Genomic DNA, 23,728 nt, shown 5'->3' with positions numbered 1-23,728 from the left:
GCCCGATCGGGCACGTCGACGGCAGCTCAGCGGACGACCTCGCACTGCGGTGTCACCCCTCGGTAGCGGGCGCAAAAGGCGTCGGCCTCCTCGGCGGAGCCGAAACCGTCGCGCAGCACCACCCAGAAGCCGTTGGTCCCGTCGGCGATCTCGTCGGACGTCCTGCTGTCAACCAGCCGCACCGGCAACCCGACCGCGGTGAGCTGGGTCAGGGTCGCCTCGGCCGCGGTCCGGTCGGTGGGGGCGAGCTGGGGGCGGGAGTCGACCATCACGTACGGCCGGCGTACCGCGCCCGCGGGCGGGGCGGCGCTGCTGGTCGCCGGGGCGGCCCGGCGGTCGAGGAACGGAAGCCGGCCGGGGGCGAGCCAGGCGGTCAGCGCGCCGGCGCCCACCAGCACGGTCAGGACGGCCAGGACCACTGCGACACCGGTACGGGCCGGAGCCGCGCCGTCCGCCCGTACGGTCAGCACCTGCCGGCCGTCACCACTGCCGGAGAGGTCACGGCCCGCCACCGTGACCCCGTAGATCCTGGGCCGCCCGGCCAGGCGCCGCCGCGGACGGGTGGTGACCCGGGCGGTCGCGGTGCCGCCCGGGCTGAGTTCCACGACGGCCGGCTCCACCGTGGCCCGGCCGGCGTCCGGCTCCAGCCGCGCCGCCAGCCCGAGACTGACCGCCTTTGTGCCGCGGTTCTGCAGCCAGAGCGCGTACCGGCCGACCGCCGCCGTGCCCACCTCGGCGCCCAGCGTTGCGGTGAGGTCGTCGCGGCCGGTCAACCGCACGAGCCCGGTCGCCGAACCCACCCGGGCGTCGTCGACGGCGTCGGTCGCCCGCACGGTGAACGGCAGCAGGGCGGCGTCGGTCGCGGTGCCGGCCCGCGGGTCGAACACCACGTCGACGGTGGTGTGCGCGCCCGGTGCCAGGTCGGCGGTCGCCGGTTCGACCAGCGCCCAGTCGCCGACCCGGCCCCGCGCGACCGACAACCGCAGGCTGACCGGCGTACCGGAAGGGTTGTGCAGCTCGGCCGGCACCGTCGTGCGCGTGCCGGGAACGAGGTCGGCCGGCACGTGCGGGAGCACGATCTCGACGTGCATCTGCTCAGCTGCCCGGGAAGTCGTACGGATCGGCGTCGAGCGGGCCGCTCGCGCCGCGAACGTCCGCGGGGCCGAGCCGGCCCGGCGGGCCGAGCGGATCGTGCGGGCCGAACGGGCCGCCGGGCGGGTCGGCCGCCGGATCCGGGCCGCTCTGCAGCTCCAGTTGGTCGGCGATGCCGTCGTTGTCGCTGTCGGCCCGGGTGGGATCGAGCCCGCTGATCTGTTCCAGCCGGTTGTCGAGGCCGTCCCGGTCGTCGTCGCGCCAGTCGGCCGCGAAACTGCCGTCGAGGTGACCGTCGCGGTCGGTGTCCGGCGAGTTCGGGTCGAGCCCGCTGGGGATCTCGAACGCGTCCGAGAGCCCGTCGGCGTCGCTGTCCGCGAGCAGCGGGTTGGTGCGGATCACCACGGCCTCGTAACCGTCGGGCAGGTTGTCGTGGTCGGTGTCCCGGTTCGCGGGGTCGAAGCCGGCCTGCTGCTCGTAGGCGTCGCTGAGGCCGTCCGCGTCGGTGTCCGGGCCGCCGAGCAGGGGTGGCGGCTCGATCGGCGGCAGAGTGACCGGGGGCGGGACGGTGGCCTCGCCGTCGGAGATGCCGGGGATGACCGCGGCGTACTGGAAGCGGTCGCCGGAGGTGAACTGGCCGACCCCGTCGCGCGAGTTGCGGGCCTCCACGGTGGCGCCGTCACCGAGGCTGATCGCGACGTGCGCGCCCGGGGTGCGGCCGTCGCCCAGGCGCGGCTCGCGGTCGAAGGAGAACAGCAGGGCTCCGGGGATGTCCTTGGCCTCCTCGACCGGCACCAGCACCCCGAGCTTCTTCAGGTGCAGGTACTGCTGGGTGGCGCCGTCGGGCAGGGTCACCCCGGCCTGGCTCGCGGCCCACTGGGTGAGCTCGGAACAGTCGAAGGTCTCCGGGTCGGCGTCCTCGAGGTCGGCCTCCGCGCCGAAGACGTACCGGTCACCGATCTGGTTGCGGGCGACCTCGAGGAAACGGTCGAGGGCCGCGTTGTCGCCGGTGGCCCCCTGGGCGAACGCCGCGGCACCGCCACCACCTGCGCCGCCGCCGGGCGCGAGCGGATGCCCGTACCCCGGGGTGCCGGTCCAGACGCCCAGGCCCGGCCGCTGGCCGGCCGCGACGGCAGCCTCCTGGGCCTCGTCCCGGTACTGCAGGTAGCGGGCGGAGGAATTGCCGTGGGTGACCGTCCACGGCGAGACGTCGGCCCCGCCGCCGGACACCTCGAAGGCGGCCCGGGCGTTGTGGACCGGGTCGTAGAGGTCGTACCGGCGGGCCAGGTCCGGGTGCGCCGCCGCGTTGATCTGCCACAGCCCCCGGGAGTCCTCCCCGGTCGAGTTGTGCGCGCCGGTGTTGCCCCGCGACTCGGCCAGGGCGATCGCGGTCATGGTGGCGGCCGCGTCGGGAGAGAACCCGGCGCTCAGCGCGAACCCGTAGATCTGCTCGGCCGAGTACGTCCGCATGGGGTCCCTCCTTCGCCGGGAAGAGGTCGCCGGCCGCGATCCCGCCACGATAGGAACGGCCGGGGTGCCGGTGGCGGGCGGAACAGGCACGGCCCGGGGTGCCGATCGCTGCCCCATCGGGCAGCGCGCCGCCGGCCAGGTTCACCCCTTCGTCCGATATTGACCCACCGCTTTGCCGAGGGCCGGGAGCGGTGCCACGGGCCATTGTGGAGATCGACCGCGCGCCGCGACAGGGAGGCTCCACCGTGACCGGACCGTCCGACCGGGTTCCAGCCGGCATCGACGTCGATCGGCCCAGCGCCGCGCGGGTCTACGACTATTTCCTCGGCGGGGCGCACAACTTCGCGGTCGACCGGGCGCTGGCCCAGCAGATCGCCGCGATGACACCGAACATCGGCGAGACCATGCGGTCCAACCGGGTCTTCCTGCGCCGGGCCGTGCGCTACCTGGTCGAGCAGGGCGTACGCCAGTTCCTCGACATCGGCTCGGGCATCCCGACGGCCGGCAACGTGCACGAGATCGCCCTGGCCGCCGCCCCGGACGCGGCCGTGGTCTACGTCGACATCGACCCGGTCGCGGTCGAGCACAGCCGGGCGATCCTGCGGGAGGTGGACCGAGCCGGCGTGATCTGCGCGGACGTCCGCGACGTCGACCGGGTGCTCGGCGAGGCCGGCCGGCTCGGGCTGCTCGACTTCAGGGCACCGGTCGCCGTGCTGCTGGCCGGTGTGCTGCACTTCGTGCCGGACAGCGACGAGCCGGCCGCGGCCGTGGCGGCGCTGCGGGACGCGATGGTCCCCGGCAGCTACCTGCTCGTGTCGCACGCCACGGCCGACGGGCAGCCGCGCGAGGTGGTGGAGGCGCAACGACTCTCCAGCCGTACCGCGACCGAGATCGTGCTGCGCACGCAGGCGCAGATCGCCGCCTACTTCGACGGGTTCTCCCTGGTCGATCCTGGTCTGGTGTTCATACCGCTGTGGCGGCCGGATCCCGGTGATCCGGCCGGCGAGCACCCTGAGCAGGTCGGTGCCTACGCCGGCGTCGGCCGAAAAGACTGACCGGGATGGGCTCGCAGGGCGGGCTGACGGACTTCGCGGCGTGCTGGCGCCGGCTGGTGGCCCACGAGGGCTTCGTGCCGATGGACCTCGGCGGACTGGACGCCCTGCTGGGCAGCCTGACCGATCGGCTCGCCGAGGCGGCGCGGGCCGGTTCGTGCAACCCCGAGGCGGTCGGCGCGATCGGCTCCGCGCTGGTCGAGGCGCATCTGACCGAACCGGCCGTGCTCGCCGCCACTGTCTCCCTGATCGGCACCCACCTGGCCGCGGCCACCGGAGCCGGACCGGACCGGATCGTGGAGATCCAGGCCGCCGTGGCCGCCGGCTACGCGACGGCGATCCGCGACGCCACCATGGCCGAGCAGGAGCTGCTCGGCCGGTCGGTGCTCAGCGCGCACGCCTCCGCCGAGCGCGCGCTGCGCTCCAGCGAGGCCCGGCTGCGGGCGGTCTTCCACGGCGCGGCGATCGGCATCGGCGTGAGCACCATGGACGGCCGGATCGTCCAGGTCAACCAGGCGTTCGCCGACCTGCTCGGCTACACCACCGAGGAGCTGTGCAGTCTGCTGGTGCCGCAGCTGAACCACCCCGAGGACCCGCCCGAGATGTGGAAGATGTACGAGGCGCTGATCGGCGGCGAGCATGATCACGTACGGATGGAGAAGGCCTACTACCGCAAGGACCGCGCGGTCGTCTGGACCGATCTGACGGTGTCCCTGATCCGCGACGAGGCCGGTGCCCCGGAGTTCACCATCGCCATGGTCCAGGACATCACCGACCGCCGCCGGCTCAAGCACCGGCTGGAGCATCAGGCCACCCACGACCCGCTGACCGGCCTGCCGAACCGCACGATGGTCGGCGAGCAGCTCCAGCGGATCTTCGACACCGGCGACCCGGACGCCCGGGTCGGGCTGTGCTACCTGGACCTGGACGGCTTCAAACGGGTCAACGACACCCTGGGCCACCAGGTCGGCGACGAACTGCTGGTGGCGGTGGCCCAGCGGCTGCGCGCGTGCGCGGCGGACTTCCGCCAGCTCGCCGGCCGGATGAGCGGCGACGAGTTCGTGCTGCTGATCGAGAACTCGAGCGGCCCGGCGGAGCTGACCGGGCTGGCCGAGCGGACCCTGGCCGTGCTGGCCGAGCCGTACCAGCTGGGCCAGCACCGGATGCGGGTGTCGGCCAGCATCGGCGTGGTGGAGAGCAACGTCCACGCCACCAGCCCGGCCGAGCTGATGAAGGCCGCCGACCTCACCCTGTACGTGGCCAAGTCCGAGGGCCGCAGCCGCTTCGTGATGTACGACGCCGACCGCAACGCCCGCCAGGCGGCCCGGTACGCGCTGGCCGCGGCGCTGCCCGACGCCCTCGACCGCGGCGAGTTCACCCTGGTCTACCAGCCCCTGGTGAGCCTGGCCGACCAGCGCCTGATCGGCGTCGAGGCGCTGCTGCGCTGGCAGCATCCCCAGCTCGGCGAGCTGGCCCCGGACTCGTTCATCACCCTGGCCGAGGAGACGGGCGTCATCGTGCCGCTGGGCCGCTGGGTCCTCGAGCAGGCGTGCGGCCAGGCGGCCGACTGGGCCCGGCGCTTCCCCGGGGTACGGATCTCGGTCAGCGTCAACATCACGGTCTCACAGGCCCACGAGCCGACGCTGCCGGCGGAGGTGGAGAGCATCCTCACGCGTACCGGCCTGGACCCGTCACTGCTGGTCCTGGAACTGACCGAGAGCGCGATCATGGACACCAACGGCCCGCTGCAGGCGCTGGCCAGCCTGGCCGAGCGCGGCATCCGCATCGCCATCGACGACTTCGGCACGGGATACTCGAACTTCGCGTACCTGCGCCGGCTGCCGGTGCACACGCTGAAACTGGCCGGCCCGTTCGTCGACGGCCTGCGCGACCCGGCGGGCGGCGACTCGGTGGACGAACGCATCGTGGAGACGATCATCCGGCTGGCCCACACGATCGGCATCAGCGTGACGGCCGAAGCGGTCGAGACCCGGCTGCAGGCGGACCGGCTGCGGGCGCTGGGCTGCGACACGGGCCAGGGCTGGCTGTTCGCCCGCCCGATGCTCCCGGCCGGCGTGGCCGACCTGCTGCGCGAGGAACCCGTCAACTGAACACGGCGTGGTGACGATGCCCGGGCTGGGTGAAAGTCCGGGCGGCGACATCGGCCATGTCCCCGGATCGATCGTGGACACCGCGACGTCGGGGAACTGCCGGCTGACGATGTCAACCCGATCGAGCTGGTTGGTCGCCGGTGGCGAGGTCGGTGCCGGTCGGTGTTGTCACCGACTACTCTGGCGCAGCTCCCGGGGGAAGGGCAGTCATGCCGAGGACCGATGGCCGATAACCCGCTGATCGCGGCGCCGTCGGCGCGGGAGACGAGTCCGTGGGCGGGCGTCTGGATCGCCGAGGACATCGAGCAGATCATCTCCGGCGTGCAGAACGGCTCCTGGATCGACGGCACGCTCGGCGTGGTCGGGGCCGGACTGGACGGGCTGGCCCTGGTGTCGGATCCGGTGGGGGCGCTGCTGCAGTACGGCATCGCCTGGCTGATCGAGCATGTGAAGCCGCTGTCCGAGGCACTGGACTGGCTGGCGGGTGATCCGGCCCAGATCGCGGCACACGCGCAGACCTGGCGCAACATGGCCGCCGAGCTCCGGGAGCAGTCCGACCAGCTGGTGCGGTCGGTGCGCTGGGACGTCAGCGAATGGACCGGCCGGGCCGGGGAGGCGTACCGGCGTCACGCGGAGCGACGGGCACACACTTTGCTGACGCTCAGCCGGGCTGCTGAGGGCACCGCCTTGATCACCGAAGGTGCCGGCATGGTGATCGGCACAGTGCGGCTCATGGTGCGGGACGCGATCGCGACGGTCGTCTCGCGACTGATCGTCTACGCCGGTGAGCTGATCGCCACCGCGGGGGTGGCGACACCGTTGGTCGCGGAGCAGGTCACGACGCTGTGCGCTGCGTGGGCCGCCAAGATCGCCCGGTGGTTGAAGAGCCTGATCAGCAGCCTCCGCGAACTCGGCGAGGCGATGCGCCGACTGGGGGACCGGATCATCGAGCTCAGGCGGGGCGCCACCGACGCTCCCGCCACGCCCCACGCAGGAGGACCGCCGTTCTTCAGCAAGAGCCCGGTGCGTACCAACCGGGATGTCCTGGACAACGGCCCGGGCACCCCGATGACCTCGGAGAACGTCCAGTCGATCGCGCAACGGATGGGCATCGACCTCGATGAGGTCGACGTCGTGATCATCTCCGATCCGGAGGAGATCCGGTACCTCGACCACATGGATGCCGGCGCCTACACGCCTTCCGAACTCAACGGCACCCAGATCCGGCTCGGGCCGGCCAGCTTCACCGACGAGGAAGCTCTGGCGGCTACCATCGCCCACGAGCACACCCACATCCAGCAACAGCGCGACGGCGAGCACCTGAGCCGGCCGCTGCGCGAGCTGGAGGACGAGGCATACGCGAGCGAAGGACCGGCGTTGGAGCGTTTGCGGAACGGTCAGCCATGACGGCGACGGAGTTCCAGATCAATGAGGTGTTCGACATCGCCGCCCGCGGCGGGCTCGTCGTTGTCGGAGACTCCCGACCAGGCGAGTTCCTCGGTCTGCCCACCCTCTACGACGCCGGCACCGGGCACCCCATCCATGTCCTGGGCGTCGACCATCCGACGCCACGCACCCGGCGCACCGGCGAGACGATCCTCGTCGTGGACCGCGCCGACGCCGCATATGCGGAGGTCGGACGGCTGTGGAGGACGACGCCCGGCGGCTCCTGAGCGTGACGGCGTATGTCGATGGATCTTGGTGGTGCGGGCCATCTAGGCTGCCCGCATGCATAACGGGGACCTTCATCGATTCACCTGGCGCCGGCAAGCCATCGCCGGCCTCCTCACCCTTTCCGTCGCCGGCCTCACCGCCGCCTGCAAGACGCCCACCGCCGCCGAGCCGGCCTCGGTCGCCGGCGCCGGAACGGCCGCCTCCAGTGCGCCCGCCGTCAAGTACTTCGGCCCGGACTCCTTCGGCAAGCTCACCATCACCATGTCCGAGAAGGACGCGCTGGCCACCGGGGAGCTGCAGACCGAGCCCGTTTCCACCGTGCTCGGCAAGAACGTGTACTCGTTCGTCGGCGGCCCGAAGCCTGATCCCAAGCGGATGGCCGCTGACGAGAAGCTCGAGAAGGCCGTCGAGAAGGCCGACGCGGGCACCGACACTTCCGCGGCCGGTTCGGCCAAGGCCGCCAAGGCGTACGCCGATTCCACGCAGCGCATCGTCGAGCGGCTGGAGGCGTACCTCGGTGCCGGGGGTGCCTCCTTCCGGGACGGCGAGCTCAGCTCCATCGCCGCGCCGAAGGATGCTGTCACGGAGGCCGGGATCAAGCGGGGTTCGTCGGTGGCCGAGCTGAAGGCGGCCTATGCCGGCAAGGGGCTCAAGAGCACTTCCAAGACCGCGTACGAGCTGCCGGTCGAAGGCCACGCCGGCTGGACCGTCCTCTTCGAGCTCAAGGGCGACACGGTGCAGTACATGTCGATCGGCAAGGCCGGCTGATCCGACGGTACGGTGGAGCGACGCTCATCGATCAATGTCGATCAGGGGGAACCCGGATGAAGTCGCTCACCGCCGCCGTGACCGCGGTCCTGCTCAGCACCACCCTGTTCGCCGCTCCCGCCCGGGCCGGCACCTCCGCGCCGGCCGCACCGGCCGGTGTGGCGGAGGTGCCCACCCGGCTCATCCCGGCCCGGCCCAGCCCGGACGAGGTGCGCCGCTCCCTCGCGCGCGTCGCCCGCGACAGTGCCGGCCGGGTCCGGCTCGGCGTCATCGGCCGCAGCAACGAGGGCCGGGCGCTGCGCCTGGCCAGCGTCGGGCACGGCCCCACCCGGCTGCTCTACGTCACCCAGCAGCACGGCGACGAGCCGTTGGGTACGCCGGCCGCCGTACGCCTTTTGTGGTCTCTGGGGGTGCCCCGCACGGCCTGGCACCGGTGGCTGCTCAGCCGGGTCACGATCGACGTCGTGGTGCAGGCCAACCCCGACGGTGCGGTACGCAACCAGCGCTACAACCATGACCCGGCCGCCACCGGTGACTACACCGAGCCGGGCGTCGGGTACGACATCAACCGCTTCCACAACCCGCTCACGCCCATCGGGGACAACCCGGTGCCCGAGTCGCGCGCGATCCTGCGGTGGTGGCAGGCCACCCGGCCGCAGGTCGTGATCGACTACCACATGCAGGGCCGCTACCTGCAGCCCGACGGCCGGGAGACCACCGCGTCGATCCTGTGGCCGACCAGCCCGCTGGCCCCGGCTCCGGCGGTCACCGCGGCGCGTCGGCTCGCGGTGGTCAACAACTTCGCGATGACCCGGGTGGCCGGGGCCAACGTGACGCGCTATCCCGGTGGCGACTACGAGGGCATCGCGCGCAACGCGTACGGGATCCTGGGTAGTGCGTCGCTGCTCGTCGAGCTGTCCGATCTGCCCGCCGAGCAGGTGGAGTCCCAGATCCGCACCGCGTTCGTGTCGATGCTCGCCACCGTGCAGGCGGCGGCGGACGGATCGCTGCGGCGGGCCGACCCGGCGCGGGCGGACGCGATCCCGGACCGCGGTCCCTCCCTGCCGGGCGTCCTGTCCCCGCTGGCGCGCGTGGACGCCGCCTGACCCGGCCGGAGATCCCACCGGCCGCCGCGCGAGCCACCGCGCCGGCCTGACTGCGGTGCTGGTCAGGCCGGCCACGGCGCTGGCTTGATCGCGGCGCAGGTCAGGCCACGGGGCCGGCCGGCCTGACCACGTCGACCGGCCTCACCGCGGCGGCCGGTCGGCTGGTCGGGCCGCGCGGGCCGGTGGCCGGCGGGACTCAGTGGTAGAACGCCAGGACCTGGTCGGCGACGCAGGCCGGCTTGGTCTGCCCCTCGACCTCCGCCGTGATCCGGACGGTCGCCAGCGCCGACCCGGCCGTCCGCCGCGAGGTGAGCAACGTCGCGGTGCCGCGCAGCCGCGATCCGGCCGGCACCGGCGCGCGGAAGCGGACCCGGTCGAAGCCCACGTTGATCGCCCGGGTGACGCCGCGGACCTGGACGATCTCCGTGATGAACGCCGTGCACAGCGACAGGGTCAGCGCCCCGTGCGCGACCGTGCCGCCGAACGGGCCTTCCTTCGCGGCCCGTTCCGGATCGACGTGGATCCACTGATGATCGCCGGTGAGGTCGGCGAACGTGTCGATCCGGGCCTGGTCGATCAGCTGCCAGCCGGAGGTACCGAGCTCGTCGCGGGTGAGCAGGTCGTCGATGCTGTCGAAGGCGGTCATCCGCTCAGTGTGACCGGTACGCCCCCGCACGCGCAGGCCGCACGCGGCCGTCGCGGATCCTCCGCCTTTCCGTAATGCGCACCTGAAACGCCGGGTCGCGGTAGTTACCGGACCGTAAACGTAACGGGAATGCATTCTGGGGCACTCGTGAACGGCCGGGTCCCCGTTTCGGCGTGCTGATTCCGTGGGGCGCGGGCGGAGAGGTTCGTCAATGGTCGCCGCGCCGTCGTGTGACCGGAAAAGCCTGTCCCAACGGTGGATACGGCCATGGTCCGATCGACCTCGAAACCCGTGAATTTTCGATGTCCGGGCACCCCTAGTTGATCATCTCAGGCGTGAAACCGGGCGGCTGACCATGATCCACTGCGGCCCGTGACGCTTCCGCTACGTGTCTGGTTTATTACGCCTTCATTAAGATCACTTAAGGGAATCCCCATGTCAGTCGATGCTTAACAGTTCAGTCAGCAATGTAGACGGACGTGAAAACAGCGATCGGAAATTGACGGTGCTAGCACTCCTAGGTGGACGGGTCAACGGCTGAACCGGGTCAGCCACGGGACATCGAATGTCCCGCCGATCGTTGCTACCGTCCATCGTGGCTTCATCGTGGGCCACCTCCGGGATCGCTCTGTGTCAATTTCCTTAACGGCACCTGTGCTGATCCTTCCCTGCTCTGGAGGTCTTTGGATGGTCCCCACTCGTCCCGCGCGCCGTCGATCGACGCGCATCGCCCTCGTCGCGACGGCTGTCGTGACAGTGCTGCTCGGCGCCTCGAGCCCGGCCGCCGCCCAGGCGACCGGCGCGCTCGGCAAGCCCGCCGTTCAACCACCCGACGTGCCCGGTCTGGCCCAGGTCGCCCGGCCCACCGAGGCGCGCCCCGCCCCGCTGCCCAAGCGCGCCGGCAGCGTCAAGGTCGTCAAGCCGGCCAAGCCGGCCCGGGCCGCCGCCGCGGCGGCCGGTCTCAACGACCAGGTCGCCCTGCGCGCGCTGGTCATCGGCACCGACGCCAACGACTTCGGCGTCGCCACCTGGAAGACCACATTGGACCGCGTCGGCGCTTCCTACGACGTGCTCTACGACGCCACCACGCCGCTCACCACCAGCACCCTCGTGCGCCCCGACGGCGTCGGCCGCTACAACGCGATTCTGCTCACCAACAGCATGCAGGTGTACGAGTCCAACGGCAGTTACCTCAGCGGCCTCGACCCCGCGGAGTGGAACATCCTCTGGGCCTACGAGCGCAACTTCGGGGTCCGCCAGGCCGCCCTCTACACCAGCTACGGCACCTGGCCCGAGAACTACTGCCTCACCTCCAACGGGGAGACGGGCGTCGGCAGCACCCCGATCAACCTGTCGCTCACCGCGACCGGCGCGGGTGTCTTCGACTACCTGAAGAGCACCGCCCAGATCCCGCTGGTGCAGTCGTACGTCTACCGCACCTCGATCACCCCGGGCTGCGGTGCCGAGGCCACCATCACCAACGGCTCAGACGTGCTCGGCGTGCGCACCACCTCCACCGACGGCCGCGAGCGGCTCGCGCTGACGTTCACCTCGAACCAGTACCTGACCCACTCCGACCTGCTGGTCTACGGCATGCTGCGGTGGGCCAGCAAGGGCATGTTCCTCGGTGAGCAGCGCCACCACCTCAACGTCGACATCGACGACTGGTTCAACACCTCGGACCACTACTACCCGGACGGCCACGTCGAGTACACGCCGGGCTTCCAGGTCACCGGGCACGACACCGTCAACCTCGACAACCAGCAGACCGCGTTGCGTGCCGCGCACCCGCAGGCCGCCGATTTCAAGCTCAACATCGCGTTCAACGGCGCCGACATCGACCCGTTCGCCGGCAACGCGTGCAGCCCCAACGGCGGCATCGCCGAGCTGACCGCGACCACCAAGTGCCTCAAGGACAAGTTCCGCTGGGTCAACCACACCCTGAACCACCCGGAGCTGAACAACACCAGCTACGCCACCTCGTACGCGGAGATCAACGACAACCGGGCGGCGGGCAACGCCATCGGCCTGAGCTCCCCCGACAGCGTGCTCAAGACGCCGGAGTATTCGGGCCTGGGCGTCTACAACCCCAACCCGGACGACGACACCAGCCCGCCGGTCGACCACGGCCTCACCGGCTCCAACCCGGAGCTGCTGCGGGCGGCCAAGGACCTCAACGTCAAGTACCTGCACGGCAACATGTCGTTCGCCAGCCACGTGCCGGCCAACCTCAACGCCGCCAAGGTGCACCCGCTGGAGCCGAGCATCTCGGTGGTGCCGGACTGGCCGACGAACATCGCCTACTTCGTCACCACCCCGCAGGAGGAGACCGCGTTCTACAACTCCTTCTACGGTCCGAACGGGCGCTTCCCGTACTGGCCCACGAACCTGACCTACGAGCAGATCATCGACTACGAGGCCGGCGTGGCCCTCGGGCACGTGTCGTCCGGCGCGATCTACTCGCACACCTTCCACATCGGCAACGTCCGGGACTACGGCGCCGGCAAGACGCTGCTCACGGACTGGATCGACGCCGTGATGACCAAGTACGAGGGGTTCTACTCCGTACCGCTGCTCAACCAGGACTGGCCGGCGCTGGCGGCGTACACCTCGACCCGGACCGCGCACTTCGCGCAGCTCGGCGCCGGCGTGGACCCCGTCTACGACCGGTCCACCGGCACCATCACGGTCACCTCGCCGGCCGCCGGCACCGTGCAGATCAGCGGCGCCCAGGGCACCGGGGCCAGCACGTACGGCACCGATGTGACGACGACGCTCGCCCTCGCGGCGAACACCGCCGTCACGGTCACCGCAGTCCCGCACCTGTGACGAGCAGGACCTGGTAGAGGGGGGCCGGTGAAGATCGCGCTGGTGTCGGAGGGCACCTACCCGTACGCGATGGGTGGCGTCAGCGTGTGGTGCGAGCAGCTCATCAAGGGCATGCCCGACTACCGCTGGGATGTCGTCGCGCTCACCGTCGACGGCACCGAGCAGTCCGTCTTCCCGGCCCCCACCAACCTCGGCCAGGTCCACTCGATCCCGCTGTGGGGTGCGCGGCCGCCCGGCCGCCGCTCCCGGCGGGGTCCGGGCCGCCGGCCCGGAGCCACCTTCACCGAGTCGTACGAGGTGTTCCTGCGGGCGCTGGTGACCCCGCTGGAGGCCACCCGTTCCGAGCAGAGCGCCGTCAGCCGCAGCATGTTCCTGCTCGCCCTGCGCGGCATGTTCGAGTACGCCAGCGACGGCGGCGACCTGAGCGGGGCACTGCTGTCCAACGAAGCCCTGACGATGATGCTCGACGCGTGGCGCGACCTGCGCGTCGACGAGATCGGGCCGGCGCCCACGGTGGCCGACGCCGTGGAGGCGGCCTGGCTCGTCGAGCACATGCTGCGCCCGCTGAGTGCCACCCCGGTCGAGGCCGACATCGTGCACTCCTCGATGAACGGGCTGGCCACGCTGGTCGGCATGACCGCGAAGTGGAAGCACGGCACCCCGCTGGTCATGTCCGAGCACGGCATCTACCTGCGCGAGCGCTACATCGCCCACCTGCACGACGACGCGTCGCATCCGGTACGGGTGCTGGTGCTCAGCTTCTTCCGGCAGCTGGCCGGCGCCGCGTACCTGATCACCGACGTGCTGGCCCCGCACTCCATGTACAACCGGCGCTGGCAGCTGCACAACGGCGCCGACCCGGAACGCATGTGGACCATGTACAACGGCGTCGAGCCGGAGGAGTTCCCGGCCGCCACCAGCGAGCCCGAGCTGCCGACGATCTCGTACATGGGCCGGGTCGACCCGCTCAAGGACCTGCACACGCTGATCCGGGCGTTCGCGCTGGTCCGGGCCGAGATCCCGGAGGCCCGGCTGCGCATCTTCGGCGGCACCCCGGCGGTCAACCGGATCTATCACGAGAGCTGCGAGCGGCTCATCGCCGAGCTCGGCCTCACCGGCGCCGCGGTGCTGGAGGGCCGGGTCGGCAATGCCGTCGACGCGTACCACGCGGGCAGCATCGTCGCGCTGACCAGCATCTCCGAGGGCTTCCCGTACACGGTGGTGGAGGCCATGGCGTGCGGGCGCCCGACCGTGTGCACCAACGTCGGCGGGGTCGCCGAAGCGGTGGGCGACACCGGCTTCGTCGTCCCGCCCCGCGACTACGCGGCCGTGGCCGAGGCGTGCGTCAAACTGTTGCGCGACAACGAGATGCGCCGCCGGCTCGGCATCATGGCCCGGGCCCGGGTGCTCGAGCACTTCACCCTGCGGCGCTCGCTGGAGATGTACCGCAACGTCTACGAGGGGCTGGCCGCGCCGCTCAAGGCGTCCCCGCCGCCGCGGCATCTGCGCGGTCAGGCCCAGGGCCGGGTGGCCGTCCCGACGCAGCGCGCCGCCGAGGAGCAGCTGCAGCTGGACGGTGAGTCCCGGTGAGTCTGGACAGCGAGCTCGATCCGAACCGGCAACGGCTCGGCTCGATCATGGCGGCCGCGGCGAAGAACCGCGCCGCCGGGCCGGGCGAGCACACCGTGCTGCTGCCCAAGATCTCCACGGATCCCCTGGACGACCTGGTGGAACGGGTACGCCCCCAGCTCGGTCAGGCGGTCGACTCGCTGCACGTGGCCGCCGCCCTCGAAGCCGACGGGCTCACCGACCGCGGCGCCCGCGTCGAGTACGGCTACCACGACGTCTTCGCCCTGGCCGGCGAGGTGTTCCGCCGCCTCGGCCCGCAGCTGCCCAAGCCCCGTGAAGCGACCGCCCGCGACCCCAGGGCGTGGCGGGAGAGCCTGCGCCTGATCGCCCACGGCCCGCTGTACGTGCTGCCGAGCACCGCGTTCCCGGCGGTGCTGGCGATCGTCGGGCGGCGGTCGCTGGTGCTGGGCCTGGTCCTGGCCAGCACGCTGGGCTGGGTGTGGGCCGGTGCCGCCGCGCACGGGGCGTACCGGATGCTCGGTCTCGGCCGGCCCCGCTCCGCCGCCCGGATCCTCACCGTGGCCGCCGGGTCCGCGCCGGTTGCCGGCGCCCTCGCCGGCGCCGCCCTGGTCCGGTTCACCGGCGGCGGCCCCGCGCTGATCGCCATGATCACCTGTCAGGTGGCCTACCAGCTCACCAGCACCGTGCTGGTCTTCTACCGCCGGGAACGGTGGCTGGCCCTGGCCATGACGCCGGCGTTCCTGGTCGGCGCGGCCTACCTGGTCCTGGGGCCGGGGCTCAAGCTCTGGTCGGTCGGCGTGGCGGCCGGGTGCGTGCTGGGCGGCTTCCTGATCGCGATGCTGCTCGCCGTGCATCACGGCCGGGTGCCGGCCGTGCGGGAGCCCTCGCTGCGGGTCGCGCTGCGACCGGAGGTGCCGGCCCTGATCGGGGTGAGCGCGTACGGGCTGTGCTCGGCGGCGCTGCTGCTGCACGCCGAGGCACCGTATCTGCTGGGCCGGCTCGACATCGCCATCGCCGCCGCGCCACTGATCCTGACCATGGGCGTGGTCGAGTGGCGGGCCGAACGGTTCCGGCCGCAGGCGGTCGCCCTCGTCCGGCGGGTCGAGCGGCCCCGGCAGTTCGTCCGCGGCGTGTGGCTGCTGCTGGCCCGGGAGGTCGCGATCTGCCTGCTCGCACCCGCGCTCCCGGCGGCGGCGATGCTGGCAGTGCTGTTCTGGACGGGCCTGTTGTCCAGCGCGGGGGTTGTCATGACAGCGGCCCACGTCGCGCTCGGCGGCGCGTACCTGCTGGCCTTTCTGCTCGCCGGGCGCGAGCGCTTCGGCTGGCTGTGCGCCGCGATGCTCGCCGCGATCACCGTCCACGTCGGCCTGGGCGCCCTGCTCGGCGCCGCGCCGCTGCTGGGCCGCCCCGGCTCCGCGCTCGTGGACACCTCGCTCTACCTGGGCAGCGTGCTGCTGCTCCAGGCGCTCTTCGTGCTCGGCCTGGCCCCGATCCTCGGCCAGGCCCGGCACTACCGGTAGTACCGACACGTGGGGAGGTAGGTCAGCGATGCACGCAGTGATCCTCGCCGGCGGCAAAGGCGTCCGGCTGCGGCCGTACACGACGGCGTTGCCCAAGCCGCTGATGCCGATCGGTGACAACCATTCGATCCTGCAGATCGTGCTGGATCAGCTCGCGTCGTCCGGCTTCACGTCCGTGACGCTGGCGATCAACCATCTCGGCCCGCTGATCAGGGCGTTCGTCGGGGACGGGGCGCGCTGGGGACTGCGCATCGACTACGTCGAGGAGAACGTGCCGCTGTCCACCATCGGGCCGCTGTTCGGCATCAAGCACACGCTGCCCGAGCACTTCCTGGTGATGAACGGCGACATCCTGACCGACCTCGACTACGCCGCGCTGCTCACCGAGCACATGCTCGGCGGCAGCTCGCTGACGGTGGCCACCGCCGCGCAGACCCACAAGATCGATTTCGGGGTGCTGGACGTGGAGGAGGGCCGCATCGTCGGCTTCCGGGAGAAGCCGGTGCTCAGCTATCCGGTGAGCATGGGCGTCTACGGCATGTCCCGCAAGGCGCTCACGCCGTACCCTCCGGGTCTGCCGTTCGGCTTCGACCAGCTGGTGCTCGACCTGCTGGACCGCGGTGACCACCCGGCCACCTACGCCTTCGACGGCTTCTGGCTCGACATCGGCCGGCCCGAGGACTACGACGAGGCCAACCGCACCTGCGACACCCTGCTGCCGATCCTGCTCCCGCGCTCCAAGGAACCCGTATGAGTCAGCGGGTCGTCCTGTTCGGCGCCTCCGGGTTCATCGGCGGGCACGTGCGCGCCGCGCTCGAGGCCGACCCGGGCGTCAGCGCGGTCATCTGCCCCGGCCGCCGCGACCACGACCTGATCGACGGCGACCATCGCGGGCTGGTCCGGGTCATCCTCGACGCCGCACCCACCGCGATCGTGAGCTGCGTGGGCCGCCTCGGCGGCACCGACTCCGAGCTCGTCCGGGGCAACACCCTGGTCGCGACCAAACTGCTGGAGGCGGTCGCCGCGGCCCGGCCCGGCGTGCGGCTGGTCCGGCTCGGCTCCGCCGGGGAGTACGGCGTGGTCGCGCACGGGCACGCCGTCACCGAGGACGAGCCGGTGCAGCCGGTGGCCGCGTACGGCGTCAGCCACCTCGCCGGGACCCGGCTGTTCCAGCTCGCCGGGGAGAACGGCCTGGTCGACGCCGTGTCGCTGCGCGTCTTCAACCCGATCGGCCCCGGTATGTCGGCCGAGAACATGCTCGGTCGCGCCGCCGACCGGCTCCGAGCGGCGCTGGTCACCGGGGCGAGCGAGATCACCATGGGGCCGCTGTCGGCGTACCGGGACTTCGTCGACGTCCGCGACCTCGCCGCGATGGTCCTGGCCGTGCTGCGCCCGCCGCAGCTGCGGCACCGGATCTTCAACGTGGGCAGCGGCCACGCCGTCCGCGCGCGGGACGCCGTGCGGCTGCTGGCCGAGACGGCCGGTTATCGCGGTGAGATCCGCGAGCAGGGCGCCGGGCCGCAGCGGTCGGCGGCGGTGGACTGGATCCAGGCGGACGTGCGCCGGGCCCGCGAGGAGCTGGGCTGGGCGCCGGGCCGTGACCTGGCCACTTCGATCAAGGACATCTGGGCGGCGGGTGAGGCCGGATGACCCGCCGGCGGCGCGGGATCGTGCTCGCGGCCGTGATCGTGGTGGCGGCGCTGGCGGTGAGCGGCATCCTGGTGACCCGTACCGGGACAGACCGTGCACCGACCGCCGCCGGCTCCCCGGCACCCGCCGGCTCCGCGCCGCCGCGTTCCTCGCCGCCGGTCTCCGCGCCGGCCTCCGCCCCCGCGGCCTCCGTGGCACCCCTGCCCCTGCCGTCGAAGTCCGGGCCGGGGCGGATCTCCAGCTGGGCCTACCAGCTCCAGGGGTACGCCGGGGGACGGCTCGACCACATCGCCGCCGGGCCCTACCAGCTCGCCGTGGTCGACCTGGCCCGCGACGCGCACGCCGACTACTTCCGGGCCGACGAGATCCGCGCGGTCAAGCGGGCCGGCAAGCGGGTGCTCGCCTACTTCGAGATCGGCAGCATCGAGGACTTCCGGCCGGAGTATCCGGCGCTGCGCCGCGACGCCGCCGACCTGATCGCCAACGAGTGGACGGACTGGCCGGGCGAGCACTTCGTCCGCTACTGGGACGAACGCTGGTGGGACCGGGTCGTCCGGGGCCGGGTCGACCAGGCCCTGCGGGCCGGCTTCGACGGGGTCTACCTCGACACCCCGCTGGCCTACGAGCAGATCGACCCCGGCTACGCCCAGGGCCGCGACCGGGCGGCGCTGGGCCGCGAGATGGCCGCGCTCATCGCGCGGATCAGCGCGTACGCCAAAGCCCGGCACCCGGGCTTCCTGATCGTCCCGCAGAACTCGCCGGAGCTGCGCCGCCACCCCGGCTACACGGCGGCGATCGACGGCATCGCGATGGAGGAGCTGTTCTTCCTCGCCACCGACGAGCCGTGCACGCAGGACTGGTGCGCGGAGAACCTCGCCGACACCCGGGCGCTGCGCGACGCGGGCAAGTTCGTGCTCAGCGTCGACTACGCCACCCGGCCCGCCGACATCCGCTCGGCGTGCGGCCGGTACCGCACCGAACGTTTCGCCGGCACGGTCACCGTGCTCGAACTCGACCGGCTCACCCCACCCTGCTCCTGAACCTGCATCGGAAGGAATGGCACATGCCGCCCACAACCATCGGCGTCGTCGGCCTCGGCTACGTCGGGCTGACCCTCACCGCCGCCCTGGCGGACAAGGGCTTCGTCGTGCACGGCTCGGACGTGTCGCCCGGCGTGCTGGAGACGCTGTCGCACGGCCGGTCGCACATCTTCGAGCCGGGCGTCGAGGAGGTGTTCGCCGAGCACATCAACACCCGCATCCACGTCGGCACCGAACTGCCGCCGGACACCGTCGAGGTGGCCGTGATCAGCGTGTCGACGCCGGTCGACGACAACACCCGCCGGCCCAACCTGGCCAACCTGGCCGCCGCCGCCCGCAGCGTCGCGGCCCGCTGCCGCCCCGGCACGCTGGTCGTGGTCCGCAGCACCGTGCCGGTCGGCACCAGCCGCCGGGTCGTCCTGCCCGAGCTGCGCGCGGCCTGGGGTGACGACGTCAAGCTGGTGATGGCTCCCGAACGCACCATCCAGGGCCAGGCGCTGCGCGAGCTCGTCGAGCTGCCCCAGGTCATCGGCGGGCTCGACGAGGCCAGCCGGCAAGCCGGCGTCGAGTTCTTCAGCGGCCTGGCCCGGACCATCGTGGAGGTCTCCGACCTGGAGACCGCCGAGCTGGTCAAGCTGTCCAACAACTGCCACACCGACCTGATCTACTCGTTCGGCAACGAGATCGCGCTGATCGCCGAGCGGCACGGGCTGGACCCGCTGGAGGTCATCCGGGCGGCCAACGCGGACTATCCGCGCCCGGACCTGTCCAAGCCCGGGTACGTCGGCGGCGGGTGCCTCTCCAAGGACCCGTACATCATGATCGACAGTGCCGGCGGCCGGGAGCCGTTCCTGGTCGGACGGGCCCGCGAGCTCAACGAGTTCATGCCGGTGCACGTGGCCGAGACCGTGGTGCGGATGCTCCAGGAGACCCGCGGCGAGACCCGCGGGACGCGGCTGGCCGTGCTCGGCTGGGCGTACAAGGGCTGGCCGCCCACCGACGACATGCGCGGCACCCCGATCGCCGCGATGATGCCGGCCTTCTCCGCCGCCGGGATCACCGTCACCGGCCATGACCCGATGGTCACCGACGACGTCATCCGCCAGTACGGCGGCGAGCCGGTCAGCCTGGACAAGGCGTTCGCCGACGCGGACGCGGTGCTGGTCATCAACGACCACCCGGACTACCGGGCGATCCGGATCCCGGACATCCTCGGTGAGGCCCGGCCGGCCTTCATCTACGACTCGTGGCGGGTCCTGGACGCCGACGCGGTCACCGCGGCCGGCATCCGCTACGCCGGCCTGGGCTACCTGCCCCGCTTCAACTCGGCGGTGGCCTCATGAGGGCGCTGTTGCTGGGCGGGGCCGGGTTCATCGGGCTGCATCTCGCGCGCCGGCTCGTCGCCGAGGGCCACGAGGTCACCATCGTCGACGACTTCTCCCGCGGCCGGGAGGACCGGGACCTGAACGAGTTGCGCGCTGCTCCCGCCGTACACGTGATCTCCGGTGATCTGACCGATCCGGCCACCTTCGCCGGGCTGCCGCCCGGCTGGGACCAGATCTACCTGCTCGCGGCCGTCGTCGGCGTCCGCAACGTGGAGGCCGACCCGGCCCGCGTGGTCCGCGTCAACACGCTGTCGGCCATGCACCTGCTCGACTGGGTCGCGCCGGGGGAGCGGGTCTTCTTCGCCTCCACCAGCGAGGTCTACGCCGGTGGCGTCGACGCCGGCGTCGTCGCGGTGCCGACCCCGGAGGACATCCCGGTGATGATCTCCGACATCACGGCACCCCGCTTCGCGTACGCGGTCAGCAAGCTGCTCGGCGAGGCGGCGTTCCTGCACACCGCCCGGGCCAAGGGCTTCGACGCGGTGGTGGGCCGCTTCCACAACGTGTACGGCCCGCGGATGGGCGCCGACCACGTGATCCCGGAGATGTCGCTGCGGGCGATGCGCGGCGAGGACCCGTTCAAGGTGCCGGGGGCCGACCAGTTCCGCGCCTTCTGCCACGTCGACGACGCGGTCGAGGCGATGCTGCGGTTGATGGCGGCGCCGGCGGCGGCCGGGCAGATCGTGCACATCGGCAACGACCGCGACGAGACCAACATCGGCGACCTGGCCAAACTGGTGCTGCGGCTGGCCGGGGTGAGCCCGGCGATCGAGCCACTGGCCGCGCCGGCGGGCTCGGTGCCCCGCCGCTGCCCCGACCTGACCCGGCTGCGCGAGCTGACCGGCTACGAACCGGCGGTGCCGCTGGAGGAAGGCGTCCGGAGCACCTACACCTGGTACCGCGAGAACGGATGGCCGTCATGACGGAGAGACCACCGATCTGCTTCTACTACGGCGACAAGCACCTCGACGAGCTGGCCACGTACCCGCGGGTGGTGCTCCAGCCGGAGTTCTACACCCCGCAGGAACTGGCCCAGCTGGCCGACAAGGGCGTGCAGACCCTGGGCTATCTGTCGCTGTCGGAGGACCAGGGCCCGCCGGCACCGTGGCAACGCCAGGAACGCAACCCCGACTGGGGTGGCGCGTTCGTCGAGGTGGGCCACCCGCTGTGGGTGGAACACGTGGTCGGCCAGGCCAAGGACGCCATGGCCGCCGGGTTCGCGGGCCTGTTCATGGACACCCTGAACGTGGAGCTGACCTACCCGGAGGACGTACCGCACCTGCTGACTCTGGTGGCGGCGATCCGTACCGAGGCCAAGCCGGGCTACCTGCTGGCCAACCGGGGCTTCGGCATGCTGCCGCAACTCGGGGAGCTGGTCGACGGGGTGGTCTTCGAGTCGTTCTCGGCCCGCTGGACGGACGAGGGCTACGCGCCCTGGCCGGCGGACGTGCTGGAGTTCCACGCCCAGATCGCCGAGCAACTGCTCCAGCTCGAAGTGGACCTGTACGCGCTGGACTACGCCGACTCACCGGGTCTGACGGACTTCGCGATGCGCCGGGCCCGGCAGTTCGGTATGCAGTGCGTGGTGAGCGACCGGGCCCTGTCCCGGGTCTGAAAAGCAGGGGGCCCGGCTTGCCGGCCGGGCCCCGCCTGCCGTTCCGCGCCGAAAAGTGTCAGAGGGTGACGGCATCATCGGGGTATGGCTGAACCCGCCACCCCGTTGCCGCGTCCACGCCTGGAGTTGTCGCTGGTGGAGGCTCGCACGCGCTTCGTGCAGCTCGCCCGGCTCGCCGGCCTGACCAACCAGACCACCGTCGTGACCGAGGACGGCCGCCCGCTGGCGGCGATCGTGCCGATGGGCGCGGCCCGTCCTGCCGCCGTTCCCGGCGCCGACCGGCCCAACCCCGCCGCCGCCGGCTGGATCCGGCGGATCGACAAGCTGCGGGCGGAGTTCCGGCGGCAGCATGTGGGGCTGGAGCAGGCGCTGGAGGAGGCGTGGCAGGAGCTCGACCGGCTGAGCCCGCCGGGCACCGACCAGCGGGTCGACGGGCTGCGCACGGCCCACGCCGACCTCCGCCGCCGCCCGGATCCGACCGGGTGACCCCGGGAGCACCTTGACCAATCCACTGATCGCCTCGACCACGCCGGCCGGGCCGTCACCATGGGCCGGCTCTGGATAGCCGAGGACATCGAGCAGATCGTCCACGGCGTCCAGCACGGCAGCTGGATCGACGGCGCGCTGGGCGGCATCAGCGCGGGCCTGGACGCCCTGGCGTTCATGTCGGACCCGGTCGGCGGGCTGCTGCAGTACGGCATCGCGTGGCTGATCGAGCACGTGAAGCCGCTGTCCGAGGCGCTCGACTGGCTCGCCGGCGATCCGGCCCGGATCGCCGCCCACGCGCAGACCTGGCGCAACGTGGCGGCCGGTCTGCGCGGGGACGCGGAGGAGGCCGGGAGGCTCGTCCACTGGGACCTGTCCGAGTGGAGCGGGAGGGCTGCGGAGGCCTATCAGGCTCATGCGGATCGGCGGGTGCGGTCGCTGGTGGCGCTGGGCCGGGCCGCCGACGGCATGGCCCTGATCACCGAGGGCGCGGGCCTGCTGATCGGCACCGTCCGGGTCATGGTCAGGGACGCGGTGGCCACGGTCGTCTCGCGGCTCATGGTCTATGCGGGTGAGCTCGTCGGGAGTCTGGGGCTGACCACTCCGCTGGTCGTGGAGCAGGTCACTACGCTGTGCGCTTCGTGGGCGGCGCGGATCGCCCGCTGGCTGAAGTCTTTGATCGCCGGCCTGCGCAGGCTCGGCGACGCGATGCGCCGGCTCGGTGGAGCCGTCAGCGAGCTCCGTGAGGCCCGGACCGGCCGCGGCACGGACCCGATGGGCAGCCGGGCCGACTGGCGTGATCCGGCGAACCATCCGCAGCCGCCGGCACGCACGCCGGACAGCCGGCTGCCGGCTGGTGATCCGGTTGATCACGGTGCTGACAGCACAGCGATCGGATACGACGACCGGACCATGCGGAACTTCGACGCCGTGCGGCCCGAGCCGGGCTATCACGATGTCGTGGTGCACGGCGAGCGCAACGGTCTGTTCCGACCGGGTCTGATCGGTGCGGACGGACTAGGACATCCGGCCAATTACCCTCACCCGAACCAGATCGCGGACGCCGTCCGCGGCAATCCGAACTACGACGGCGGACCGGTGCGGCTGGTGTCCTGCCACACCGGGGCAGTTGATCGAGGAGCCGGTGTGCCACCAGCGGGTCAGCAGATCGCGGATGCTCTCGGGGTGCCGGTCAAGGCGCCGACGGACGCGGTCGGTGTCCCGCGTCGCGGCCCGCTCGGTCAGGAGCCGGCGATCCGCGGCGGAGGCACCTGGGAGACGTTCTATCCAGAAGGTTGGCACCGATGAGAACTGCCGGCATGGTCGCCGAGCTGGGCCCAGTGCGATCGGCGGACGAGCAGGAGAGCATCCTCGCGAGCGTCCGGGCCGAGCCGCTGCCGGACCTCGACCAGGTCGTGGCCTATCTGCGGGCCGGTCACGTGCTCATCGACTTCATGGACGTGCAGGACGACGTCTTCGACCACTCCCGCCAGGTCCTGGGCGGTCCGACGGTCCTGACCGACGGCGACTGGCTGTGGCGTGAGGACCTCGCGTACTACGCCGGCCGGCACAACGTCGCCCTGCCCGCCGACTTCCTCGCCCTGATCCGCCGGCGGGACTACGCCGTCCCGGAGGTGGACGAGCCCACCCTCGAAAGGTGCACCGAGTTCGCCGACCGCTTGATGTTCTGAGGC

Annotated in this window: 21 protein-coding genes; 18 read left to right on the top strand and 3 right to left on the bottom strand. The window is 71.8% G+C overall.

Annotated elements, in window-relative coordinates; all coding sequences use genetic code 11:
• Positions 1-26 precede the first annotated feature (26 nt).
• Together AB0C12_RS05850 and AB0C12_RS05845 are read right to left on the bottom strand one after the other, a co-directional pair.
• Positions 27-1,091 carry a hypothetical protein gene (locus tag AB0C12_RS05850; RefSeq protein ID WP_360544580.1) on the bottom strand — a complete coding sequence of 355 codons (1,065 nt, stop codon included), beginning with the start codon at positions 1,089-1,091 and terminating at the stop codon, positions 27-29.
• Positions 1,092-1,095: 4 nt separating this feature from the next.
• Complete coding sequence (locus AB0C12_RS05845) at positions 1,096-2,562, bottom strand: NlpC/P60 family protein (RefSeq protein WP_360544578.1); 1,467 nt, start codon at positions 2,560-2,562, stop codon at positions 1,096-1,098.
• A gap of 245 nt (positions 2,563-2,807) precedes the next feature.
• Between AB0C12_RS05845 and AB0C12_RS05840 the strand changes: the two genes are divergently transcribed.
• The 6 genes from AB0C12_RS05840 (at position 2,808) to AB0C12_RS05815 (ending at position 9,273) form a co-directional block, all read left to right on the top strand.
• Positions 2,808-3,617, top strand: a complete 810-nt coding sequence (locus AB0C12_RS05840; RefSeq protein ID WP_360544576.1) for an SAM-dependent methyltransferase — start codon at positions 2,808-2,810, stop codon at positions 3,615-3,617.
• A gap of 5 nt (positions 3,618-3,622) precedes the next feature.
• The gene (locus AB0C12_RS05835) at positions 3,623-5,725 is read left to right on the top strand and encodes an EAL domain-containing protein (protein ID WP_360544574.1); all 2,103 of its coding nucleotides are present in this window, start codon (positions 3,623-3,625) and stop codon (positions 5,723-5,725) included.
• Between the two features lie 222 nt (positions 5,726-5,947).
• Complete coding sequence (locus AB0C12_RS05830) at positions 5,948-7,132, top strand: DUF4157 domain-containing protein (RefSeq protein WP_360544572.1); 1,185 nt, start codon at positions 5,948-5,950, stop codon at positions 7,130-7,132.
• Positions 7,129-7,398 (top strand): hypothetical protein, encoded by a 270-nt coding sequence (locus tag AB0C12_RS05825; RefSeq protein ID WP_360544570.1) that lies wholly within the window; start codon positions 7,129-7,131, stop codon positions 7,396-7,398. Before AB0C12_RS05830 ends, AB0C12_RS05825 begins: the two co-directional genes overlap by 4 nt.
• Positions 7,399-7,453: 55 nt before the next feature.
• Entirely contained in the window at positions 7,454-8,167 is a 714-nt protein-coding gene (locus tag AB0C12_RS05820; protein ID WP_360544568.1) for a hypothetical protein, read from the top strand.
• Between the two features lie 56 nt (positions 8,168-8,223).
• Positions 8,224-9,273: a M14 family zinc carboxypeptidase gene (locus AB0C12_RS05815; RefSeq protein WP_360544566.1), complete on the top strand. Its 1,050-nt coding sequence runs from the start codon at positions 8,224-8,226 to the stop codon at positions 9,271-9,273.
• A gap of 196 nt (positions 9,274-9,469) precedes the next feature.
• Here AB0C12_RS05815 and AB0C12_RS05810 read toward each other — a convergent pair whose 3' ends face one another.
• Positions 9,470-9,919, bottom strand: a complete 450-nt coding sequence (locus tag AB0C12_RS05810; protein ID WP_360544564.1) for a MaoC family dehydratase — start codon at positions 9,917-9,919, stop codon at positions 9,470-9,472.
• 687 nt (positions 9,920-10,606) lie between these two features.
• Here AB0C12_RS05810 and AB0C12_RS05805 point away from each other — a divergent pair.
• The 12 genes from AB0C12_RS05805 to AB0C12_RS05750 all read left to right on the top strand — a co-directional run bounded on the left by AB0C12_RS05805 (position 10,607) and on the right by AB0C12_RS05750 (position 23,725).
• Positions 10,607-12,748 carry a hypothetical protein gene (locus AB0C12_RS05805; RefSeq protein WP_360544562.1) on the top strand — a complete coding sequence of 714 codons (2,142 nt, stop codon included), beginning with the start codon at positions 10,607-10,609 and terminating at the stop codon, positions 12,746-12,748.
• A 27-nt stretch (positions 12,749-12,775) separates the two neighbouring features.
• Positions 12,776-14,338, top strand: a complete 1,563-nt coding sequence (gene pelF / locus AB0C12_RS05800; RefSeq protein WP_360544560.1) for a GT4 family glycosyltransferase PelF — start codon at positions 12,776-12,778, stop codon at positions 14,336-14,338.
• Entirely contained in the window at positions 14,335-15,858 is a 1,524-nt protein-coding gene (locus AB0C12_RS05795; protein WP_360544558.1) for a hypothetical protein, read from the top strand. The genes pelF and AB0C12_RS05795 overlap by 4 nt, the downstream gene beginning before the upstream one ends.
• Before the next feature lie 28 nt (positions 15,859-15,886).
• Positions 15,887-16,612 carry a sugar phosphate nucleotidyltransferase gene (locus tag AB0C12_RS05790; RefSeq protein WP_360544556.1) on the top strand — a complete coding sequence of 242 codons (726 nt, stop codon included), beginning with the start codon at positions 15,887-15,889 and terminating at the stop codon, positions 16,610-16,612.
• Positions 16,609-17,508 (top strand): NAD(P)-dependent oxidoreductase, encoded by a 900-nt coding sequence (locus AB0C12_RS05785; protein ID WP_360544554.1) that lies wholly within the window; start codon positions 16,609-16,611, stop codon positions 17,506-17,508. Before AB0C12_RS05790 ends, AB0C12_RS05785 begins: the two co-directional genes overlap by 4 nt.
• Entirely contained in the window at positions 17,505-18,548 is a 1,044-nt protein-coding gene (locus AB0C12_RS05780) for an endo alpha-1,4 polygalactosaminidase (protein ID WP_360544552.1), read from the top strand. The genes AB0C12_RS05785 and AB0C12_RS05780 overlap by 4 nt, the downstream gene beginning before the upstream one ends.
• Positions 18,549-18,571: 23 nt before the next feature.
• Positions 18,572-19,891 (top strand): nucleotide sugar dehydrogenase, encoded by a 1,320-nt coding sequence (locus AB0C12_RS05775; protein ID WP_360544550.1) that lies wholly within the window; start codon positions 18,572-18,574, stop codon positions 19,889-19,891.
• On the top strand, positions 19,888-20,856 hold the full coding sequence (locus AB0C12_RS05770; RefSeq protein WP_360544548.1) for an NAD-dependent epimerase/dehydratase family protein: 969 nt from the start codon (positions 19,888-19,890) through the stop codon (positions 20,854-20,856). The genes AB0C12_RS05775 and AB0C12_RS05770 overlap by 4 nt, the downstream gene beginning before the upstream one ends.
• On the top strand, positions 20,853-21,548 hold the full coding sequence (locus AB0C12_RS05765; RefSeq protein WP_360544546.1) for a hypothetical protein: 696 nt from the start codon (positions 20,853-20,855) through the stop codon (positions 21,546-21,548). The genes AB0C12_RS05770 and AB0C12_RS05765 overlap by 4 nt, the downstream gene beginning before the upstream one ends.
• 84 nt (positions 21,549-21,632) lie before the next feature.
• A complete protein-coding gene (locus AB0C12_RS05760) occupies positions 21,633-22,034 on the top strand; it encodes a hypothetical protein (protein WP_360544544.1) in 402 nt (133 codons plus the stop codon).
• 60 nt (positions 22,035-22,094) lie between these two features.
• Entirely contained in the window at positions 22,095-23,342 is a 1,248-nt protein-coding gene (locus AB0C12_RS05755) for a hypothetical protein (RefSeq protein ID WP_360544542.1), read from the top strand.
• Complete coding sequence (locus tag AB0C12_RS05750) at positions 23,339-23,725, top strand: hypothetical protein (protein WP_360544540.1); 387 nt, start codon at positions 23,339-23,341, stop codon at positions 23,723-23,725. Before AB0C12_RS05755 ends, AB0C12_RS05750 begins: the two co-directional genes overlap by 4 nt.
• The last annotated feature ends 3 nt before the right edge of the window (positions 23,726-23,728 follow it).

Origin of the sequence: Actinoplanes sp. NPDC048967 (assembly GCF_040649415.1) — a bacterium.
In the GTDB taxonomy this organism is placed as follows: Bacteria; Actinomycetota; Actinomycetes; order Mycobacteriales; family Micromonosporaceae; genus Actinoplanes.
Note: the sequence above shows the minus strand (reverse complement) of the source record. Positions and strands in the feature narration are given on the sequence as shown.